The sequence below is a fragment of the Bartonella sp. AC10YNML genome (assembly GCF_042196825.1).
GTDB lineage: Bacteria > Pseudomonadota > Alphaproteobacteria > Rhizobiales > Rhizobiaceae > Bartonella.
In genome coordinates this window covers 1-22283 of record NZ_JBHIRA010000008.1, presented here as the reverse complement: position 1 = coordinate 22283, position 22283 = coordinate 1, and the positions used below count along the sequence as shown (strand labels likewise).

Annotated in this window: 18 protein-coding genes, 1 tRNA gene and 4 pseudogenes; 12 read left to right on the top strand and 11 right to left on the bottom strand. The window is 35.2% G+C overall.

Going from position 1 to position 22283, the window contains the following annotated elements:
• The first annotated feature begins 1528 nt into the window (after positions 1-1528).
• Together ACFINA_RS05565 and ACFINA_RS05560 are read left to right on the top strand one after the other, a co-directional pair.
• On the top strand, positions 1529-1774 hold the full coding sequence (locus ACFINA_RS05565; RefSeq protein WP_375615212.1) for a hypothetical protein: 246 nt from the start codon (positions 1529-1531) through the stop codon (positions 1772-1774).
• A gap of 151 nt (positions 1775-1925) precedes the next feature.
• Entirely contained in the window at positions 1926-2141 is a 216-nt protein-coding gene (locus ACFINA_RS05560) for a DUF6990 domain-containing protein (protein ID WP_375615211.1), read from the top strand.
• A gap of 598 nt (positions 2142-2739) precedes the next feature.
• On the opposite strand, the gene ACFINA_RS05555 is transcribed toward ACFINA_RS05560, so the two are convergent.
• Positions 2740-4308, bottom strand: coding sequence for a TerC family protein (locus ACFINA_RS05555; RefSeq protein ID WP_375607186.1), 1569 nt, complete (start codon positions 4306-4308; stop codon positions 2740-2742).
• Positions 4309-4744: 436 nt separating this feature from the next.
• Between ACFINA_RS05555 and ACFINA_RS05550 the strand changes: the two genes are divergently transcribed.
• Positions 4745-4820: transfer RNA gene (locus tag ACFINA_RS05550), tRNA-Lys, on the top strand.
• Between the two features lie 1066 nt (positions 4821-5886).
• Here ACFINA_RS05550 and ACFINA_RS05545 read toward each other — a convergent pair.
• From ACFINA_RS05545 to ACFINA_RS05530, 4 genes are all read right to left on the bottom strand, one after another.
• A complete protein-coding gene (locus ACFINA_RS05545; protein WP_375607185.1) occupies positions 5887-6840 on the bottom strand; it encodes a YbhN family protein in 954 nt (317 codons plus the stop codon).
• Between the two features lie 15 nt (positions 6841-6855).
• Complete coding sequence (ybaL, locus tag ACFINA_RS05540) at positions 6856-8607, bottom strand: YbaL family putative K(+) efflux transporter (protein WP_375607184.1); 1752 nt, start codon at positions 8605-8607, stop codon at positions 6856-6858.
• Between the two features lie 99 nt (positions 8608-8706).
• The gene (gene secD / locus ACFINA_RS05535; RefSeq protein ID WP_375607183.1) at positions 8707-11220 is read right to left on the bottom strand and encodes a protein translocase subunit SecD; all 2514 of its coding nucleotides are present in this window, start codon (positions 11218-11220) and stop codon (positions 8707-8709) included.
• 91 nt (positions 11221-11311) lie between these two features.
• A complete protein-coding gene (locus tag ACFINA_RS05530; protein WP_375615210.1) occupies positions 11312-11689 on the bottom strand; it encodes a hypothetical protein in 378 nt (125 codons plus the stop codon).
• A 180-nt stretch (positions 11690-11869) separates the two neighbouring features.
• Here ACFINA_RS05530 and ACFINA_RS05525 point away from each other — a divergent pair, with 180 nt between their 5' ends.
• The 6 genes from ACFINA_RS05525 to ACFINA_RS05500 all read left to right on the top strand — a co-directional run bounded on the left by ACFINA_RS05525 (position 11870) and on the right by ACFINA_RS05500 (position 17658).
• Positions 11870-14245, top strand: coding sequence for a mechanosensitive ion channel domain-containing protein (locus ACFINA_RS05525; protein WP_375607181.1), 2376 nt, complete (start codon positions 11870-11872; stop codon positions 14243-14245).
• On the top strand, positions 14239-14511 hold the full coding sequence (locus ACFINA_RS05520) for a hypothetical protein (protein WP_375607180.1): 273 nt from the start codon (positions 14239-14241) through the stop codon (positions 14509-14511). The genes ACFINA_RS05525 and ACFINA_RS05520 overlap by 7 nt, the downstream gene beginning before the upstream one ends.
• A 569-nt stretch (positions 14512-15080) precedes the next feature.
• Positions 15081-16016: an outer membrane protein gene (locus ACFINA_RS05515; RefSeq protein ID WP_375615209.1), complete on the top strand. Its 936-nt coding sequence runs from the start codon at positions 15081-15083 to the stop codon at positions 16014-16016.
• Between the two features lie 695 nt (positions 16017-16711).
• Positions 16712-16900: a hypothetical protein gene (locus ACFINA_RS05510; RefSeq protein ID WP_375615208.1), complete on the top strand. Its 189-nt coding sequence runs from the start codon at positions 16712-16714 to the stop codon at positions 16898-16900.
• A complete protein-coding gene (locus ACFINA_RS05505; RefSeq protein ID WP_375615207.1) occupies positions 16897-17118 on the top strand; it encodes a phage integrase central domain-containing protein in 222 nt (73 codons plus the stop codon). The genes ACFINA_RS05510 and ACFINA_RS05505 overlap by 4 nt, the downstream gene beginning before the upstream one ends.
• A gap of 261 nt (positions 17119-17379) precedes the next feature.
• Positions 17380-17658, top strand: a complete 279-nt coding sequence (locus tag ACFINA_RS05500; RefSeq protein WP_375615206.1) for a hypothetical protein — start codon at positions 17380-17382, stop codon at positions 17656-17658.
• Between the two features lie 166 nt (positions 17659-17824).
• Here the strand turns inward: ACFINA_RS05500 and ACFINA_RS05495 are convergent.
• The 3 pseudogenes from ACFINA_RS05495 to ACFINA_RS05485 form a co-directional block, all read right to left on the bottom strand.
• Positions 17825-18043, bottom strand: a pseudogene (locus ACFINA_RS05495) (hypothetical protein).
• 131 nt (positions 18044-18174) lie between these two features.
• Positions 18175-18401: pseudogene (locus tag ACFINA_RS05490) on the bottom strand (hypothetical protein).
• Positions 18398-18766: pseudogene (locus ACFINA_RS05485) on the bottom strand (lysozyme); the annotation flags it as partial. The pseudogenes ACFINA_RS05490 and ACFINA_RS05485, both read right to left, overlap by 4 nt.
• A gap of 312 nt (positions 18767-19078) precedes the next feature.
• Here ACFINA_RS05485 and ACFINA_RS05480 point away from each other — a divergent pair.
• Together ACFINA_RS05480 and ACFINA_RS05475 are read left to right on the top strand one after the other, a co-directional pair.
• Positions 19079-19396, top strand: a complete 318-nt coding sequence (locus ACFINA_RS05480; protein ID WP_004856761.1) for a type II toxin-antitoxin system HicB family antitoxin — start codon at positions 19079-19081, stop codon at positions 19394-19396.
• Positions 19397-19438: 42 nt separating this feature from the next.
• On the top strand, positions 19439-19585 hold the full coding sequence (locus tag ACFINA_RS05475; protein WP_375615205.1) for a CopG family antitoxin: 147 nt from the start codon (positions 19439-19441) through the stop codon (positions 19583-19585).
• A gap of 37 nt (positions 19586-19622) precedes the next feature.
• On the opposite strand, the gene ACFINA_RS05470 is transcribed toward ACFINA_RS05475, so the two are convergent.
• Together ACFINA_RS05470 and ACFINA_RS05465 are read right to left on the bottom strand one after the other, a co-directional pair.
• The gene (locus ACFINA_RS05470; RefSeq protein WP_375615204.1) at positions 19623-19901 is read right to left on the bottom strand and encodes a hypothetical protein; all 279 of its coding nucleotides are present in this window, start codon (positions 19899-19901) and stop codon (positions 19623-19625) included.
• Positions 19898-20452: pseudogene (locus ACFINA_RS05465) on the bottom strand (phage antirepressor KilAC domain-containing protein); the annotation flags it as partial. The gene ACFINA_RS05470 and the pseudogene ACFINA_RS05465, both read right to left, overlap by 4 nt.
• A 470-nt stretch (positions 20453-20922) precedes the next feature.
• On the opposite strand from ACFINA_RS05465, the gene ACFINA_RS05460 reads away from it, so the two are divergent.
• Positions 20923-22008, top strand: a complete 1086-nt coding sequence (locus ACFINA_RS05460; protein WP_375615203.1) for a hypothetical protein — start codon at positions 20923-20925, stop codon at positions 22006-22008.
• Between the two features lie 27 nt (positions 22009-22035).
• Here the strand turns inward: ACFINA_RS05460 and ACFINA_RS05455 are convergent.
• The coding region (locus ACFINA_RS05455; protein ID WP_375615202.1) for a hypothetical protein at positions 22036-22283 on the bottom strand (248 nt) is incomplete at its 5' end.

The following is a 22283-nucleotide window of genomic DNA, read 5'->3' as shown; positions in this document are numbered from 1 at the left end:
GTACTACAGATCATACAAAAGAAATCAATAATGAATGCATATATACAAAACGTATCATATTGCAAACGCTCTATTCTATTGATTAAAACTGATCAATGGGAACGTAAATGATAGGTATAATATTTAATCACTCATTTGAATTACAGAACCTATAAACACTTTTGTATGGCTATAAAACTTATTAAGAATAACGCTCTCATTTTTGAAGTTGTCATTTGACACAAAGTACATTATCAAAATGTCTCTTTTAAAACGTTTGGTAGGTTCATATTAAGACAATCAAGAGAAAGTGCGTATTAAGTGAATATTTGTAACAAAATCCGTTGTTTACATTTACGAACATTGGTTTTTAAAAGCAGCTTTTCAGAAGACAATAAACAACCACTTTTTATAAAATCTAAGGCTTTTAAACTGTTATAAAACCTAGGTTTCAAAGGTTTTTATAGAGATATCATTTTATGTCTCTAAACGTTTAAACTTTCATTTAGTGAGGTTCTCATAAGCGTATTTTCACTTTGCATTTAAACGTAACTTCTCTGCAAATAAGCCGGTCCATATTTGGGCTGGCAAAATTAATCAGTTCAAATTCGAGCTCGTTAACTTTAGAATAGAGCAGTCTTTAATATTGTCGCTTTTGACTCAAAATTGAGTAAAACCCCATGCCTTTGTAATATGATTGCAATCCTTTTGAAATTTATCTACTTATCTTTGTCTTAATAAGTATCCTCAAATTTGAGGGGACTTCATTTGGTTTCGTATTTTTAAACTGTAACTTTTAAAACGTTTTTTGCTTGTTTGCCTGCGTTATATCATTAAAAATCTTTTGACTTCTAAGACATAACATTATTAATTTCATTACCTGCTGTGATGATAGTATCTATATAATGTCTGCTTATTATTGACTAACTTTTTAGTAAGCAGCGCTTTAAAATCGACTTGTATTTAAATCCTTTTATGTGTCCTTAATGAATTAAAACCTATTCTATGATAGTTTCAAATGACTGTTTCTTTTAAGGTTTAGCTCAAAAAAAGAGTAAACCCCATACCATTTTTTAAACGCATGCAATTTATATTATCGATTATTTCAAACAATTACGTTTTTAATAATGCGATTTGTGTGTGATAAAAACGTATCATAAAATTTATGAACTGTTATAAATGATAGCTGCGTTTCACTTCATTTGAATGTTTACATGCGTTATAACATTTGCATCATGATTTGCTTTTTATGGTCTATCCATACATGGTAATTGTTTATGAAAAATGGTTAATTAAATCACGTATAAAAGTGTAGATTTTAAATGGGATTTATATAAAATAATTGCACACAATCTATTGACTTTATTATATTTTTTTATGAATTAAGATTCCATCTCGTTTAGACGTTGCAAAAGAAATCACCAAAGACCTTATTGATAAGATTCTTCTCGTACACGGCGTTATCACTTTTGTTTGCAAAAATCTGCTTCGCTTTTGACTTTGATATGGATACAACCTCTTTTGAGGTAGAGCAAAGAACTTTTTAATCATGGAGAGTGCAACAGTGTTCTTCAAAAATCTTGATTGGTCTGTTGAAAAAATTAAAGAGGTAGATAATTATTCCGCACGTTATCAACTACCAGATTGTGAAGTACAAATTCTTTATAATGACGCAATTATCAAAGATTATTCGCAATTTGATGTTGGAGTTTCGATTAGTACTGGTATTTTAGCTGCTGCCTGCATGGTAATTGATCCCTATCAATTACCAGCACTTACAAGATCTACAACTTGATTTTGATAAAAAGGGATTGAGAGTTTGTGAAGAAGAAATATATGCAGATTAGTTGGAATTAAGCTTGATTATATCTTGAAATGGGCGATGGAAAAAATAGATCTTCATAAATGCTTTTATTCCAGATATGGAGTACCACTTTGGCGAAAGAGTGAAGTTGGAGGCACATAAGGTTATCAAGGTAGATGATGCAGATTATAGCTTACTTCATATTGGTGCAGTGGCTTTATTGGGTGATGTTGCACCCTTACAATCTTATTATCAAAGTTTCAGTGCAGAGGATCATTTAGGCTTTGATGAAAACACCCAACAGATTCATCTGGAACGTGCATTGGCTTTAGCCAAAGAAGTAGTGAAATCTAAGTAGCTCAGCTACGCTTTAATTAAAAAAGTAGCAAAAAATATGAGTCATCTAGAAGAAAAACAAAGTTCTTAATAAGGGTTTTCCAGAGAGGTGGAGTTTCATTCTTGGAAGGAAAAAAAATAGCTACATTTATCGAAACAAAAGATAAGGAATAGCTCCTTAAGAAATATCAAGAAGATCTAAAAAGATTATAGGAGCCAGAGTCTGTTTTAAAGCTGCCATCATCAGTTGAGTGAATTCAACAATGGTTGAGTTTTATCCATTGGCGGAAATCTGATGTTTGAAAGAGGCTTTCTTGATGTGAAGGTAATATCATAATAAAAAATTATTATAAATCAATATGTTGTATATATTCATTGTTTTGAGATTAATGACCATTGACAAATAATTTTGCACCATTTTCTCTCTTCCAGCTTTTCGTCAATCATCAATGAAAATTTTTTATAATGGAAAGTTCATTGATAATATAACTTTTGTATGTCATTATTTTACGCTTTAAAAAATATAAAAATAATGAAATGCAATTGAGTTATCAACTGCTTATTCTTTTCAATTTTTAATCATAAAAAAATCTTTTTATTCATTTTTCTTATAAAAAGAATTAGCTTTTTTCTGGTGATACAAGCGGAGAAATAAGGATTTTAGATATGTTTCTGCGTTCCATTTCAATCACTTTAAAGTGTAAACCGTCAGTTTCAAAACTTTCTCCCTCATTTGGTAAATGACCAAACTGCCAAAGCATAAAGCCTGCCAGAGTCGTATAACGATCTGCTTCATCCACAAGGTTACGCCCAAGATAACCACTTAAACGGCGGATATCAGCGTATCCCTCAACAAGAAGACTGCCATTTTCAAGTTGTTCTGCGATCATGAGTTCTTCATCGTCATCAGGAAAGTCTCCTGCAATAGCTTCAAGAATATCGGTTGGTGTTGCAATTCCTTCAAAAGATCCATGCTCATCAACAATAATTGCAAGCTGAATCGAAGAATGACGTAATTGCTCCATCAATCGTAAAACACTTGTGTTTTCATGAACAACGAGGGGTTCTCGCATAGCTTTTTTCCAATTAATCTTTTTTCCCTCAGCCAAATTCAAAAGAAGATCTTTTGTCAATGCAACGCCAACAAATTCATCCACTTTTTCACGCGCAAGAATTAAGCGGCTATGTTTAAACTTTTGTAATTCTTCACGCATTTCATTTTCATCAGCATTTAAATCTAACCACTCAATCTCATTACGCGGCGACATGATAGAGCGAACAGGGCGATCAGCTAAATCGAGAACACCACGAATCATTTCCTTTTCTTCTGGTCTAAACAACTCAGAAGCTGCGGCCTGTTCAGCAATAACATCTACAGTCTCAGCAAGGTGATTATCTTTGCTTCCTCCTCCTAAGAGCCTCAAAACAGCATCAGCTGTTCTACTGCGTAGATCATTCGTTTTAATCATTTTTTCACGGTTACGACGTCCAATTTGATTAAAAGCTTCGATGAGAACAGAAAAACCAATAGCAGCATACAAATACCCTTTTGGAATATGAAAACCAAATCCTTCAACAATGAGAGTAAAACCAATCATCATCAAAAAACCAAGACAAAGGATTACAATAGTGGGATGACGATTAATAAAACGCATAAGAGCACCAGATCCGCACATCATTACTCCCATAGCAGCTATGACTGCGATATACATAACTGCTGCCTGCTCTTTTGCAATCATACCTGTTGCGGTAATAATACTGTCTAGTGAAAAAACGGCATCCAGCACCACGACTTGGACGATTACTTGCCAAAAAACAGCATAACCAACACCTGTTTTTCTTTCATGTGATACTCCTTCTAACCTTTCATGTAATTCTAGCGTTCCCTTTGCGAGCAAAAAGGCTCCACCACCGATTAAAATAAAGCTATGCCAACTAAATACAAAAGATGAAAGTGAAAGAATTACCCTATCGAGTCTCATAACCCATCCAATAACGGTAAGAAGGAAAAGCCGCATAATTAATGCTAAAGTAAGACCTATAAAGCGTGCGCGGTCACGCAAATGCAGTGGCAATTTTTCAGCTAAAATTGCAATAAAGATAAGGTTATCTATTCCTAAAACAATTTCGAGAAAAACCAGCGTGATCAAACCAAACCACGCATGGGGATCAGTGATCCATTCCATCATTCCTTACCTTTTAGAAGCTTAAAAGCGCGCGATTGACAAAAAAAATTCATAGGCTTTTATTCGTATATTGGATCATGAACATTGAATGTAAAAAACTTATATTCAAAGAAAAAAACAGCACAATATTGCTTGAATGCATGTGATTGTTGATAAAACAAAACGATGCCCCATCCCGCTTACAACCACAAGAAGGTTCCTCTAATTTTCGCTCGGGCATTATGCTCGATAATCCTCTAACTATAGGTTCTGTATAACAATCAGAACATTTATTTATAAAGCTTCTTATAATGGGTTTATTTTTATATAAGATCAAGTGGTGAATATCATATTTTTAACCTTACAGACAATGAGTTTATATAACAAACAACAAAACATCTGGACATCTATCCTTAGGAGCGTTATAGAAACGCTCATTCTCGTCTTTTGAGAAGCTTATGGGTGATTAGCTCAGTCGGTAGAGCAGCTGACTCTTAATCAGCGGGTCGTGGGTTCGATCCCCTCATCACCCACCATTTTATTTTATACCGTAAATAACTTATTGATTGGGTAATTTTTTTAAGGTACGAGTTGCTAAATAAAATTGGGCAGTAGGATTTCCCCATATCTGTTTGTTTAAAAAAAGATTGTTGATATAGCTTAGTCATCGGTTTTTGTACTTTTTAGGGGTCTCAAAGAACTTTCAAAGGACATTTAAAGATTTTTTAATGCGTATTGTTTCTTTTTTTTAAGTTGCAATTGGTAAGGAGAAGCTTCTTACCGACAATTGTTTTATTTAAAGGAGTATAGAAATCAACAGTTTTCACTTCTTTTAATATAAATTGATTAAAATTTTTTTGGATTTTTAGCATATTGTTTAAAGAAAGAAGCAACTTTACACTTTAGTTGTGTCAGCAGCGTGGATATTTTTTGATAACTCTCCCGCTTAAACAAAAAACTTCTGTAATAATCATCAGTATTCCAAGAGGGTAAATAAAGATAAAATGAAGTATTTAGCTGGACATACAAGGAATAAAATTATATCAGTTTAATTGTTTAAAGCTAATACCTGTTAAACGAAAGACAATAAACTTTAATGAGGCTTAAAGTTTTAAAATATTAAGCTGTGTGGTTACGCTATGCTGCCTTTCCGTTAGCTAAACCTCTAAAAATATAAATATTAAGAAAGCTACTTAGATTCATTATAATATATTGATTTATAAAGAATTGATTATTCTTTGTTTGAAAAAACTTTACTATCATAAACTTCATTTGTACATCATAAATGGGATTATAAATGGGATTAACGTGTGGATAAAGACTATTGAAGAAAAGCATAAAAATAATTCTTATTAATGTTCTTAAGTGCTAAAAGTTATCATAACATTGGAAAAATAGTATAATGGTGCAGGCTTGATCTTTTATTAAGTATAAAGTTGATGGTGCAACAATAGCTTTACTATTATACCATTTACGGGTATTGTTGTGTAATGGAGAAGAGCGTTGAGAGAGGTTTCTTAAAAAAGATATGTAAACTGGCAACACGGTGGTGTTTTGTTCTTTTATAGGTACACAAAAAAGAAGTCATTGATAGCCTTTTATTTATTCCGGTGGTGTTTTGGGGGCTCTTTTCCAATATTGTCGCGCCTCAAAAATGACGACCACAAATAATGAAAGGATGAGCGGTATAATCAAATAAAACATTCTAAAGACAATAAGCGCTGCAATAACATCAGTTGGATTTATATTGGGCATGCCTGTTATGAAGAGAGCTTCAAGAACTCCTACTCCTCCTGCTGGAGCATTAGAGAGAAGAGTTATCGTAAAAGATGCTAGAAAAACACCAAGAACAGAGATAAAATGAATATCTGCGTTATGTGGGAGAACAGCATATATAATTCCTGCTGCTCCTAAAAGCTCTAGAGGGCTAATGAGAAGCTGTTGAATAACAATTTTCAGCCGTGGATAGGAAAGTTGAATTTTCTTACCTAAGCGTAAGGGTTTTAACTGAAGCCAGCTGCCAAACGTATAAAGTGCTATACAGCTGAGTAAAATTGCTCCAGCCGTTGTTCCGAGCCATTCAGGAAGTTCTTTATGAATGAGGGTGATAATTTCGGGTTGCAGCACCAAAACGATTCCCAAAAGCAAGATTGTGCCGATTACAAAAGTAAAAGAGCAAAAACCTACTAATATTGCGATTTCTGTTCCGTTTAATCCTTTCATTTTATAGGCGCGATAGCGTACAACGGCACCAGAAAAAACTGAAGCACCGATATTGTGTGAAAGAGCGTAGGTTGTAAATGAACATATAGCGATAAAAATCCAAGAAATTTTATGGCCTAGATGTTGCAAGGCAATTCGATCATATCCAGCAAGAGCAGCATAAGCTAGGAGAGAACATAAACAGGCTAATAACCAGTGCTGTGCATTTAAATTGTTCAAACGCTCCAATACATCTCCAAATGAAATGGCAGAGAGCTTCATGTAAAGAATTCGAATAGATACCAGCATTGCTAAGATACCAATCAATGGCCATATAAATTGCTTTATTTTCACGATTCTGTATCCATTTTATGTTTTCTGTAAATTTTCATGATTGAGCATATTCCTTACAGATCTTCGTTCTGTTATATACTCTATAATGCCATTGGCAATTTCTTCATCATCTGTTACTACAACATCAGCACCTAAATCAATGAGATATGTTGTTTCTGTATCGGATAATGCATGTGTGATTATCTGGATATCTTTCTTCATATCACGGATATTCACGATACATTCTCCTACTTCAATGGTACTTCGCATTGTAATAACAACTTTATGTGCATTATTTATATTTGCTGCGTTTATTATTTCTTGTTGAATGATATTGCCACAAATAGCCTCAAAGCCATCTGCAATCGCTTTATCAGAGAGGCGTTTTGATTCTTCTACGATCACTATAGGTTCACCTCTATTCATTAAAGATAATGCAACATACTTACCGATACGACCATAGCCAATAATTACGATATGGTTATTTTTTAAGGTCATCGGTAAAAAATCTTGGTCAGGATCTTGTGGATCAATATCAATAATTGTTTGGGTATTTTGTGAGGATACAGAATTTTTTTCTAGACGTTTTTTAATTTTATTACAGGCAATGAAAACAAGAGGGTTGAGCAAAATAGAAAAAATTGCTCCTCCAAGAATTAAATCATGAGCGTCATTGTTTAAAAGTCCTAAGCTTAAACTTAAACCAGCAAGGATAAAGGAAAATTCTCCGATTTGGGCAAGGCTTGCAGAAATAGTCAAAGCTGTTGCATTAGAATAGCGAAAAGCCTTAACGATGAAAAAGGTAACAGCAGATTTTCCGATTACGATAATGAATAAGGTTGCTAAGAGTGGGAAAAAATGAGTCAAGAGTTTCTCTGGGTCAAATAACATACCTACAGAAACAAAAAAGAGAACAGAAAAAGCATCGCGCAGTGGTAAAGATTCTTCCGCAGCACGGTGGCTTAATTCTGATTCGCTCATGACCATACCAGCAAAAAAAGCACCAAGAGAAAGAGAAACTCCAAATAAATGAGCGGCTCCGAAAGCTACTCCTAATGCAATAGCAAAGACGCTAAGACGAAATAATTCACGTGATCCCGATTGTGCGCTCATTTTTAAAAGCCATGGGATAACGCGTCGCCCAATGACAAGCATAAGTGCGATAAATACAATCACTTTCAGGATGGTGAGACCAAAAATACCCCAAATACTTAAATCTAACCATTGAACAAGAGGATCCAACGCTTCTTTTTTTGTATTGCTGAGGGCACTTGCCAAGGAAGGGATGAGGACAAGTATAAGGACCATTGCTAAATCCTCAATAATCAACCATCCAACGGCAATGCGTCCTTTTTCTGTTTCAATAAGATGACGCTCTTGCAAAGCACGTAGCAGGATAACGGTACTTGCTATGGATAAAGCAAGACCGAAGATCAAACTACCACTAAAGCCCCATCCCATAATCAGACCAAGGCACAAACCTAGAAAAGTAGAAAATGCCATTTGTGCAATAGCAGCGGGGACAGCAATAGCTTTGACAGATAAAAGGTCTTTTAATGAAAAGTGGAGCCCAACACCAAACATCAACAAAATAATACCAATTTCAGCAAGTTGATTAATGATGACGGAATCTATTTTAAATCCGCCTGTATTGGGTCCCACAATAACACCAGCTAACAAATAGCCTACAAGGGGTGAAATACGTAAACGGCTAGCAATCATTCCCAAGAGAAATGCTAAACATAAGCCTGCAACAATAGTTGTGATAAGTGGTGTGTCGTGGAGCATGGATTATTTACTACTCTTGATCAAAAAGCGAATGAATGAAAACGACTATATTTCTATGAGAAGAGAGGCGAGATGTACCATACGCATTAAAGGGCATTTTTATTTCACTTTGATATTTGCACGATTATTTCGCTCACGCCACCAATTTCCTAGCAGGAGCAAAATAGGAGCAGCAATAAAGATAGAGGATGATGTTGCAATAATAATCCCAAAGACCATGGGTAATGCAAAATTATGAACAGCACTTCCACCCCATATCGCCATGGGGAGCATCGCAAGAATTGTTGTGGCTGATGTAAAAAAACAACGTACAAGAACCTGATTAATTGACAGATCAATCAGCTCACGCAACGGCATTTTTTTAAAAAGACGCATATTTTCGCGCATCCTATCATAGACGACAACTTTATCATTTATAGAATATCCAACAATTGTTAAGAGCGCAGCAATGGCTGTTAAATTAAAATCAAATTGAAATAAAGCAAAAAAGCCAATCATTTTTGTGGTGTCTAGAATGAGTGTGACAATGGCTCCAATGGCAAAGAACCACTCAAAGCGTAACCATATATAGAGAGACATGGCAATAGCCGCAAGAATAACAGCAGTAAAAGCAGCTGTGGCAAGCTCGCCTGAAATTTTTGGACCAACAACTTCTATTTGATCGAATGTGGTATCGGGATAGATATTTTGTACAGCTGTTTTGACCTTATCAATGGCGGTGGTTTGTTGTGCTTCGCCACCGCTTTGTTTCTGCATGCGAATTAATACGGTATTTTCGTTATCAATATTTTGCAAGGTAACTTCACCAATATTAAGAGTAGAAAGCTTGGAACGCAGGGTTGCTAGATCTGCTGGTCCTTTCGTGGTAATACTCATTTGGCTGCCGCCAATGAAATCAATTCCGAAATTTAAGCCAGGCTTAAAAAAGAGAAAAACTGAAGCTATTGATAAAACAATTGAGACGCCAATACCAATGAAACGTGCTTTCATAAAGTGGAAAGTTGTGTTTTGTGGCATGATGTTGAAAGCAGAATGAATATGCAGTTTTTTAATTTTCCATTTACGAACGATCCAAATCATGATGATGCGCACAATGGTGATATTTGTAAACATGGAGATGATAATACCAAGCAACATTGTTACAGCAAAACCACGAACTGGGCCTGTGCCAAACCAAAATAGTAAAACAGTGGCTATAATGGCTGTAACATTTGCATCAACAATGGTTGCAAAAGCTTGTTTAAATCCACGATCTAGAGCTGCAAAAGCACTCACGCCTTTTCGACTTTCTTCGCGAATACGTTCATTGATGAGAATATTGGCATCAACGGCTATACCGATGCCTAAGATAATACCAGCAATACCGGGCAGCGTAAGCGTAGCTCCAAGGAGACTTAGTGCAGCAAATGTTAAAATCGTATGGAGGGCTAGTGCTATATTCGCAATGAGTCCCCAAATGCGGTAGAGAAGAAAAATAAAAATTGCAACGAGAATAAAGCCAATTATGCCGGTATAAAGCCCCATTTGGATGGCATCAGCACCAAGATTTGGACCTACGGTTCTTTCTTCAATGACGGTGAGTGGTGCGGGGAGGGAACCAGCGCGGAGCAGAGCAGCCAGAGTTGAGGCTTCTTTGGGGTCAAAGTTTCCTGTAATTTGACCTTGTCCATTGGGAATAACACTATTGATGGTAGGAGCGGTTAAAACCTTATTATCAAGAACAATGGCAAAAGGACGGTTAATATTTTGTCGTGTTATATCGGCAAATATTTTTGCACCAGCCGAATCTAGAGTAAATGAAATCATAGAACGTCCTGGCAATTGTGGATCAAAACCAGCACGGGCATCTTTCAGGACATTTCCATCTAAAGCAATTTGATCATAAATTGCATAGCGTTGCGTTTCATCAGTATATCCAGGAAGAATTGAAACACCTATCGGTGGATTATTGGGATCCACGTTAGAAGGAACAAGATGAAAACTCATTTTGGCAGTTGTTCCTAAAAGATCACGTAATTGTTTTGGATCTTGTAGTCCAGGCAATTGGACCATAATACGGTCATTTCCGACCTTTTGGATGGCTGGTTCTGAAACACCAACTTGATCTATACGGCGCCGGATGATTTCTAAGCTTTGTTCAATAGCATTGCTTATACGGTCTTTTATACCAGCTTCTGTTAATGTGACGCGGAGAGTTTCATTTTGAGTACTGATCGTGATGTTATGTTCTGTTGTGCCAAAGCTACTGTGTATGGGGGTTATTAATGTTTTCAAAGCAGAGAGTGCTTTTTCAGTTTGCGATGGGTCAGAAATAAGGGCAATAACGCTATCTTCAACGATACGCACACTTGAGGTGCGGATTTGTTTTTCACGCAATACATTGCGCACATTGCTTAAAACGATGTGTAATTGATCGCGTTTTAACGTTTTGCTATCAACCTCGAGCAGAAGAGAAGAGCCTCCTTGAAGATCAAGACCAAGTGCCACACGGGTATTGGGTAAAAATTTCGAGTTGTTAACTTGTTCGTGTGAAAATAAATTGGGTAAGGCAACATAAATGCTGCTTAAAAGAATAAAACAATAAAGGGTAGTTAACCAACCAGGTGTACGCATGATATATTCCGTAAATAGGCAATCTAACAGTTATTCAAAGTTAAAAGCACAATTAAAATAAGATGATCGTTTTTATATTCAAGGAAGAGAATTAAGTGTGTTCATTGGGAGGAGCGCGTTTATTTGAGAAATATTGTGTTTTAACGTTACGAAATCGTGTGTCAACAGCCGGAATCTTTATTAAAAAGAAATCCAATGTTAGGATTTTTTGAAAGGTCCTGATAAAAATAGATTCTGTATGGAGTATTACAAGTTTTTTGTTTTCAGTTGTGGTAACATTCACCTGATCACACTTATGATGTAAATCAAATCTATTCGTTTTAATGACATTATTGGTGTGCGATTGTTTGATTAAATAAGCACGCGTTTCTAGGTTGTTCGTCAAGAATACACCTAAACTGGATAGAAAAATCCAGGTTGTCAAAGGAAGAAAATCTTCTTTTTTGCAATAAAGGTGCAAAAAAAACATGCTAGAGTGCCTTCTTTAATCTTATTGAGTTCAGCTTATTTATCATTCTTTTATCTTATTATCAGTATTATAGGATAAGGGAAAGCTTTTATAAGATTATTCTATAAAAGTTGAAAATATCTACTTTATACCATATTTAAAAAAGAAAAATAAAATCCCTTTTGTATTAATAAGGTAGATATGTATTCATTTTGTAGAAAAAGCATCCTCATACTTTTCCTTCTTTTGGGGATTATCTTTGTATTTAATTCTGGTGCATGGGGGAATAGGGGGGCACAAAATACAATTGTCGAACAAACGATAGCTTCTTATTCAGTTGATGAAATTATTAAACAACAACAGTTGATTATTGAGACTCTTGAAGAAAATACTGAAACTTTAAAAAGAGATTTTGACAGAAAGCCAGAAGATGAGCGTGCTTTAGAAGAATTACGGTTACGTGCACAAGATATCAGTGAACGTGCTATTGAGGCAGCATTTGTTTTGCGTCCTCCTCTTAATGAGATTAATACACTTCTTGATCAATTAATGGAGCTCCATCGTGACATAAAAAAACTGAAAAGCTCAGTGAAGGAATATTCCTATTTGATAGAGCAAAAAGCTAAAATTAACAGTATCATGCTTCGTTTTGAAGCAATTTTCTTAGCGGCAAATAGAATAGCGGAACTTTCTATTTCTCAATCTCGGGAGCTTTTTAAACGCACGCTTACGTATAGGCTTGAGTTTTCGATTCCGATGGTTAAACATCTCGCCCAAAAAACAAAAGAGGCTTCATCAGATTTTCTTGTTTTGTTAAATTCTTGGTGGAATTTTATATTTTACTTCAAGTTTTTACAACTAGTTCTTTGCTTTTTAATTCCACTTTTTATTACTTTAGGACTTTCGTATTTTTCTCAAAAAGTTCTTGTTCATGTGTATTGCCACTTTACGAAGTCTAATGAGGAAATATCTTATTTACAACGCTTATTGATCGCCTTTATTTCAGTTCTTTTACCTTCACTTATCTGTATTCTTTGCGTTTACCTTGTGTTGTTTTTGTTTCGTAGTTTTAACTTAGATCCAGGTAAGCTTACAACAGTTTTTGATATGATAGGTTGTCAAATTATTTTATTATTTTTAATCAATCGATTAGCTGTTGTTCTTCTATCATCGAATCGGCCCCATGTGCGTCTTCTCAGTATTGCACCATCGTCTGCTTATCAATTAGTGATTTTACTCACTTCTTTAGGGGGTATTTTGGCATTTGACGCTGTTCTTGATAGTATTTATCAAATCATTTCAGCGCCTCTATCTTTGACAATTGCTAAAAGTTTTATTGCTGTTTTTCTTGTAGCGATTTTGCTATTTATAATATCATTTGTACCTTTGCGGTTTAGACCTAGGCGTGTTCAAGAAGAAAAAAAAGAGCCATACTTTTGGCCATTTTATATACGCATTCCTCTTATTGGCTTGGGGTTACTGCTCTTTGTATTGAATTTTTTAGGTTATGTTGGACTTGCGCGTTTTATTACGCAGCAAATTATGATTGATGGAGCATTTTTAGTTCTCATGTATTTAGGAATACAAAGTGCTCAAGCACTTGGAACTAAAGACCAATTTATGAAAACAACGGTTGGTCATCTTTTGATGCAGAGGTTTCATTTAGAAGAAAAAACAATGAATCAATTGGGAATTTTTGTGGGCGTTTTTCTCAATTTATTTGTTGTTATATTTTGTGCAATGCCCATTGCTGTACAGTTTGGATTTTCCTATTCTGATTTAAAAGCAGTTTTGTGGCAATCGGTGACCGGTTTTCAGATTGGAAATATTAGTCTTTCTTTGATTTCTCTTGTAACAGGAATTATTTCTTTTTGTGTTTGCTGGTTTCTTATTCGAAGATTTATTGGTTGGTTAGATAATGTGGTGTTGGTTCATGGAGAGTTCGATTCTGGTATACGTAATTCTATCAAAACAGTGATAAGTTATGGAGGCGTTGTTGTATCTGCTTTGACCGGATTATCAATGGCAGGTTTGGATCTTAGAAATTTCGCTCTTATTGCTGGAGGACTTTCACTTGGTATAGGTTTTGGTTTACAGAATATTGTCCAAAACTTTGTCTCTGGACTTATTATTTTAGTTGGAAGACCATTTAAAATAGGAGACTATATAGAATCTGGATCAGTAGGGGGCGTTGTTAAGCGTATTAGTGTGCGTGCAACGGAACTTGAGACCATTCAGCGTAAGACGATTATTATTCCCAATTCAAGCCTTATTAATAACAACGTTAGTAATTGGACACGACGTAATAAAGTAGGACGAATTGATGTACCAGTTACTGTATCATCTAAGGTTGCTCCAGAGCATGTTGCTGAAATTTTATTAGAGATTGCTTCTACGACAGAAGGCGTTTTAAAAAATCCTATCCCACAGGTGAGTTTTACAGCATTTGATCGTAAGAGTTTTTCCTTTAATTTGGCTATTTATGTGCCTAATATTACCTCATCTTCTCATGTAACCAATGCTCTTCGATTTAGCCTATATAAGCGTTTTGCTGAGGAAGGAATCTTAGAATGCTGAAATATACTTATATTTTTACTACAGTTATTCTATTAAGTATTTTTACCATAACAGCTTTTGCTGCAACAGTGAAAAATACTGATTTAAAGATACACTCTCTCATTATTGTTGAAGGAAGTGTACCTTTAAAAATTTCTTTAAATACGCATCAAACAATTACAATTTGTATGAAAGGATGTTTTATAACTTTTCCTAATAAAGACCGTTTTGCAATAAAAGCAGATGATAATATAGAAATCAGTAGGGGAAGAGCAATTTTTAAATAAAGTGATTGAGGACTTTTTTGAGATAATCTCTAGAAAGATAAAGATATTGCGCCTGTTAATAATCTCATACTTTAAAAGTAGTAGTATGATTTCAGTGTAAGATAGATGTAGTTTTTTATATACATAGAATCTACTTATATGTAAGCATATAGAGGTATTTTTATACTATTTTATATTTATAATATTTTTAATTAAATATCAATGTGCTAACAATAATTACATCATTTCAGAATTTTTTCATGAAAAAATGCTTTGAAATATTCTATTTTATGATTTTTTATGCGGTAATTTGGATAAAAAATGTGTTATATTTTCTCATTTTTAAAAATATAATAGACATTTTTATTAAAGATTTGTCATTTAAAGTATTCATTATTATAATATTTTAATAGTTATTAAAATTTATTTGATAAAATTCAATTTTGATGTAATGATGTATTTAGCAGTGGTATATTTAAATGTAAATGTAAAGGAGTGCATGCGGTTTTTTGGTATAAAATTTTATAAAACTTTGTTTTTCTAAATGTGATTTTTAATTATATTTAAATTTAGCAATGGGGTATAATTTTATGAATACAAAATTTATAACAGCATCTGTTTTTTCTTTGGTTTCATCTTCTATAGTACAGGCTGCAGATGTCGTAGTTCCTGAAGAGTCTGTACATGTTGCTTCAGAAGTTTCTTCTTCTTCACTTTTTTCTTGGTCAGGTTTTTATTTTGGGGGGCAAGTTGGAGGCTTTTCAAGTAAAATTTCTGCAAAAACGCCTTATGTTGATATTCCTCTCTATCCTGATGAGGAGAGTAAAAGTAAATCATGGATACCCATCGAGAAACAGCATATGCCAGATCTTTCTGGGTTTATAGGTGGTTTTTATGCGGGTGTTAATTTTGATCTCGGTAATAATTTTATTATGGGGATTGATACGGATATCATTTTAACGGAAAAAAAAGACACAAAAACAAGATTTCATGCAGATGAATCGAGTGCTGGTGGTTCGAGTCCTGAAGGAACTCATACTGGTACTGGAACTGATGCTGGTACTGAAGAAAATGGTAAAAAGAAAGAAAGTTATAAAAGGGCACAGTTTGACAAAGGGCGGGGGCCTAGCTTTTCTCGCTCTGGTACAGAGACTACAGAAGAAAAGAATAGCTTAACTTTTAATCATACTTTTAAACAAAAATGGACTGGAGCCACAAGGGTGCGTGTTGGGTTTTCTGCTCATCGTGTGATGCCTTATATTGCTGGTGGTGTCGCTTATGGACAATTTCAAGATGTTTTGTCGACAGTCATTACGGGATCTGAGCTTTTTAACAGGACATCGGATGCTACAAAAATGATGATTGGTTACACTCTGGGTGGTGGTGTTGATTTTGCAATGACAGATAATCTTGTTTTACGTGCGGAATATCGTTACTCAGATTTTGGTAAAAAGAAATTTAAAGACGAGATTGAAGTTAAGTATAAGACGAATGATTTTCGCGCAGGAATAGCTTACAAATTCTAGTTTTATAGGATAAAGGAGCTTAAATTTAAAAGGTCCTATCTCTTTGATAGGGTCTTTATTTTTTTAAATTGTATGCATTGTAAACACTATTTTATGGTGAAAAAAGGGAGCATTGACTTTAAGTGAGGATGAGGAGGTAAGGAAGAGTTACTCAGATTCTTAACTGTTAAGAATAAAAAATTTTTAGTTTACGAGGTGTGGTTGAAACATTTGTTAGCCAAGAAGGATTGCTTCGTCTTTCATATTATTACAGTTATCATATTCATAGTATCGTTATAGAATTGCAAACAGTAAACTTAAAGAGAGTTTTTACTATCTAAGTAATGAGAAAATAAAGAAAATTCATATAGAGTGATGTGGACGGCGTGCACGTTTGTGCACCAATTTTTTTCCTTAGAATTCTCTATAATATCACCTGATAGCGCAGTTTATCTTTTTTCTATTTAATAATTAATTGTTTTTATTTTTTTATTAAATTGCTTTTTATATATAATCTTGGCACCAGATGAAAGTGCTTCAAGCGCAATTCAAAAGGTGGTTTGCAGAATAAAAACACGTGATAGACTGTCTGTCTTATCTGTAAAAATCTATCTAAAGGCAAATATGCTGACAGAGCTGGTTTATGGCTTATCAAAACTACACCAGATCAAGGATGATGGGTTTTTAGGTTTGACCTCAATAAAAGACGATGAGAAATGGGATTAGGCTCTTGTCGCAATGTATCTTTAAAAGAAGCACTGTTCAAAGCTTTAGCCTGTCGTGATCTTTTAGATCAAAGAATTGATCCAATTCGGCGAAAAAAAAAGAAAATTTGCGTCGGGCAGGTGGGTATTTCTTTACGAAAAAATGCCTCTAGTACTTTTGAAGCGAAAAAAACGAATTGAAAAATGAAGTAAAAGCAGCAAGCTGGTTAACACCTCTTGAGTTACATGTTTTTCTTAAACTTGGTGATACGCTAATCATTGAACTGACGCAAATTGATATAAAAGGATGCATTTCTCCCATTTGGAAGACAAAAAACGAAACAGCAAGTAAAGCTCTATCCCGCTTGAATATAGCTATAAAACATGCGGCGGCACTTGGTATAGATGTGGATATGTAATTGATACCAAAAGCAAAAGCTTTATTAGGAAAGTTATTCAAAATACCCAAAATATTCCAGCAATGCTATGGAAAGAAATGTCTAAGTTTTTTCAATCTTAAAATGATGAGCTTGTATCACATCTAGCCTTAAAAATTCTTATTTTGACGGTTTTTTGTTTTATGCCAATCAGGCATATTTGATCAGAAGAGATTTATGGACCAATATGGATTATCCTAAAAGAAAATATGAAGAGAATTGTTGGAAAGGTTTCTGATTTTCATGTCCCGCTTACAGCTGAAGCGCTTGTTATTATTGAAAAAGCAAAAAAATGGTTTTTTATTTGTTGAGAGTTTTGGAAAGCCTATATCTGATGTAGCACTTTCTAAATTTATGAAAGACAAAGGTTTTAATTATAGACTTCATGGTTTCAGATCGATTCTGCGGGACTGTATAGCAGAGACAACGTCAACACCATTTGAAGTTGCAGAATCTGTTCTTGCGTATTCAGTTGGGAATTCTGTGACAAAGGCTTACATGCGGACGGATTTTTTAGAATAGCGCCGTGTCCTCTTAGAACAATGGGCGTCTTTTATATCTGGAGGGGCTTGATAATTGTTATGTCTATTGTCGCGTCAGATGTCTAAGAAACACTTAAGCGATTAGCGGATAGATTACGATATAATCTCTCTTTCCTTGCTTTAAAAGCGGGGAGGGGGTAAAGCTTTCAGTTTTTGGTTAGCCACTGTTTTATAATGTGCAAAGATATTGTCTATCGCATCCATAATAAGTGAAAAATCAAGGATAAGCAAAAAGAGGATGAATGCTATCCACTTCATCAAACGAGCATCATTTTCACACTTTGATAGGTGATGATGATTTATTGAAGCATTTCTTTTTCTGCTTCTGTAAGCTCTGTGTGTTTTTTGGATTTTTTTCTAATCATGTTTCCATCCACACAAGCGTTCACCTAGATTATTGTGCTTTAAGATCTCTCTTACTAAGTTTGAGCTAATGGTGTTCAGATCTTGCCGGCTTAAATAAATAGGTAACCAACCAACACAAGAAGAAGCATATTTATTTGTTGCGCAACCAGTCAGAGAGAGCAGCACGCACATCAGCTTCACTTTTTTGTTAACTTCACTTTCCACCTCAAGACGGGTTGTGGCTGCTTTTAAAGCTTTTTCTGTTTGCTTTTGTTGTTCTGTTTTTTTCCCAAGAGTAAAGGCTCTTGCTAAGGCAATAAAAAAAGCGGCTAAAGCCGCGCCTGTTAGCATCAGATTTCTTTTCATCCATAAGATCATAGACGATGCTCCTGAAAGCGTTTATCAACAAAGAAAATACCAGCACCTGCGGCTAAGACCATGATAGTGGCGAGCGCCCATTGCACTGGACCATTGCCTGCTAATAAGCCTCCAAGCCCAGAAAAAGAACCAACGACTGGTGCAAGGGCTTCTGCTTTGAAAACACCCGTTGGTGCTTGCGTTTCTACTGTTTGATAATTGGAGGAAACATAAGCCCCTTTTGCCCATAAGCTTGTTTCTGCCGCGGCGCCGGTGTGCGAGACCTTCAAAACGCTTACCGCCTGCTTTGGTCCATTTCTGTAATTCGGTTGGGATTGCTTCATAATCGCCATTATTGAGTTTTTTAACAGTGTCGAGTTACAAAAAGGCTCTTGGTAGTTGACGCTATTTCTAAAAATGATTAACTAGGATTAATAATGATACTATTATTGGTTATGAACAATAAAGTTGAAAAAATAATCAGCTTGATGAAAGCATCACCAAAGAACATCAAGTTTTCAGATTTGTTGGCTGTATGTGTCTATTTCTTTGGAGAACTACGGAACAATGGTACAAGCCACTTTGTTTTAAAACACCGTGGCTTTGTGATCCTCGTGTGAATATTCAAAAAGATTCTGGCAATAAAGCAAAAGCTTATCAGGTTAAACAAGTCTTACAAGCGATAGAAAGGATAAAACATGAATAATAATCATTATACATATCGTGTTTTGTGGTCGCAAGAAGATGAGGAATATGTTGGATTGTGTGCAGAATTCCCATCCCTTTCATGGTTAGATGCTCAAGCAGAGAAAGCTTTAAAAGGTATTATGGACCTTGTTTCAGAAGTTGTTGAGGACATGCAACATAATGGAGAAGAAGTTCCTGTGCCTTTGTCACATGGTAAATATAGTGGTAAGTTTCAATTAAGAATACCACCAGAACTCCATAGAAAACTTGCAATACAAGCCGCTGAAAATGGTGTGAGCTTAAATAGATATATTTCTTCTAAACTTTGAATCTTTTAAAAGTCTATATGTACTAAAAGAAAACTAATTCTTATGAAAACCTCTAAATTAAAACAAATACCCGTTTTCAAGACGGATGAAGAAGCAGAAAACTTTGTTGATACTGCCGATCTTACAGATTATGACTTAACTGGTTTTAAATCCGTTCATTTTGAGTTCTTACCTAAAGAAGTATCTTGACTACCTCCCCACCTTTAAAGATGGGGAAGGGAGGTACTTAAGCAACCTTTTTAATGGGGTTTTCTAGATCTGGTTCGTAACCTCCCAATAAAGGCAACATAACTGTAGGAAACTCTGAATCGCCAAAATCTGTAAGAGCTGCCAAAATCTTTGTAATATTAGGCACTTCATCTTGAAGTTTTAAAATCAAAACCTTTTCTATTAATTCCATAACTTCAACTATGGCATTACAATTTTCATCTCCAATGCTGTGATGATTGGAAAACTGAAACAATGCCATCCACAAATCGCATAAGAAGTCGACACTGCTATTCATTGCACACCTCCGTGAATTTGCTCTCTTAAACATGCTAATCCTCTGGATGTGATTTTCGTTGAAGGGAGCACCTTTTCTGTACCATCCGGTCTTTGAATGGTAATAGCAGAACAATCCATAAATCCTTTCTTGATCTTGTCCTGATAAGGTAACAAAGGAGCCCCTGGAGCCCGTCGATACACCCAATCATGTTTAAGCAAGTAATCAGTTAAGTCCTTAGGTCGTACCTCTAATATCTTTGCTGCTTCTATCAAACCAAACAAACCATCAGAGCGTTTTAAATCATCAAGTGTTTCTGCTTTTGGTGCTAATTCTGCAATAACATGGTCTTTCTATTCTATTTGATTTTGTAAGTGATTCAAGACACAAAGCAATGCTTCGGGTTTGGAGTAGTCAATTTGCGGTGTTGCTACTTGTTTCAAAAGCCGTTCACATTTGATAAAGTATTGACGTGCCTCATGCCCTTTGTCATTATGCTCTATCATCGAAAGACGTTTAGCCATGTCTAATGTAATGTGGTATTCTTTTATTTTTCCACCGTTTTCTAAATTCAGACTTTATTTCCAAAAACGCAATATAATTCACGTGCGTCAACAGTTTGAACTGTTTACTTGGCCAATAGTTTGTTCTTTAATTTCTATAGAGTATTCATGATGAACTCCTTACTACTTAGACGTTTTGCATTGACTCTTTAATTAGAAAGAGCCGAGCACTGAAAAACACGGTAGTAAGTCCGTTGCTATGTTTTTCTGTGAAGGTGTTTTATAGCATAACCAAACCCACAAGATCACTATATGCGAGTAACATACAATGGGTCAAAGCCTTTAATGTGCGAAAATAAACTATCTTGGTAGCTTGTCCGCTTAGTATTTAAAGTGTTCGTTAGGTTCCTGTTTCGATTATTCATACTCCTGTAATAATATCACTTTTTTCTAAAAATCATAAGCACATATTTACTTTATTTATCGACTCACTTTAGATTTTCCAGCTTAGTTTTTTATTTATAGTGGAGGGGAAAATAATGCTCGACATACTTGACACAATTGCGATGATCGTATGTTTGTTGTCGTTACCGGTGATGGTTGTCGGACTTGTTTTAGTGTGTATAAAAAAATGGCGTAAAAATGGATTGAAAACCCTTGGCATTGGAGTCTTATTATTTCTCGGCTCTGCAATATTAGGTGCGTTTTTTTTTCACAAAATCAAACCAGATCAAGTTGCATACAATAATGAAATTTTTTCCTCCTCCTCTACTTTATTAATAGATGTTGCTACTCAAAATGAAAGCGTGACACAGGCACTACCTGAGAATATTGATAGGCAAAGTATCCATGTTCAAGATAAAAAGTCAGACGAAAATGATGGTCTAGGTTTTTGGGGATGGTTCAGGTTAATTTTCTTTGCATTTATTGCATTGTCTATTTTTGTTCATTGGCAAGATAAACGTAACAAACGTTTTAAAGAAAAAGTTTCAGAGCAGGTTTTAATGCCTCCATCCCATATCCATCTTTCTTCTGATTTATCAGTTATTAATAAAATGTTGCCGGAACTTAAAAAAAAACGGTTAGAAAAGAGGGTACAGATCGTTCTCCTTTGTGCTCTACTGATTGGAGGCATTGTGGTAACAGTAACTATTACGCCATGGTTATTAGTACCCATTCTTATCGTTTTAATTTTTGTTATTATTGCTTATCGTGAGACAAAAAAGGAAAAAAGCTTTGAGCAAGAAGTTGCTCTGTGGCAATCAGATATTCCTCCCTCTAATTTTGAGGAAGCATGTGACATGTTTCAAGAACTTGACGCAAGTGAATATGATTATCGTTTAGTACAAAATGAAAAACTATTGGGAGTTCAAGAACGCGTTACCCTCGATATTGGCGAAAAGACTCCGATTTTAGGACGTCTTTTAGTAACAAATCAAGCTATTGTGTTTGAAAGCCCTGAAGATAATGAAAGGACTACTTGGGCAAGAATTGCATCAGTAACTATAACATACCAAGGATGTCACATCAGTCACCGTACCGGCGCACCATGGAATTACCGATTTAGTGCTATTCCAAATCCAAGGTTTGCAGCAGTAATCCGAGCTCTTGGGCAGCCTTATTGATTTTGAAACACATAAGACAAAGGTTCCTCATTGTTTTAGCTCTCGCAAGATAAGCTTATACATACCGGATTCAGAGGCTTGGACATCTGTGATCACGAATTGCTCTTGAGAAGAGGGGGCTTTGTTGTTTTCAGGAGAGATGATCACAATACTATCTTGAGGTTTTGGTGGGACTCCCCCGATATCATTAATACAAAGATCAAGTTCCTTTCTTGCAATTGTGGTAGAGATTCTGCCACCGGCGTCCGATTCCGAATGTTTAATGGTGTAAATCG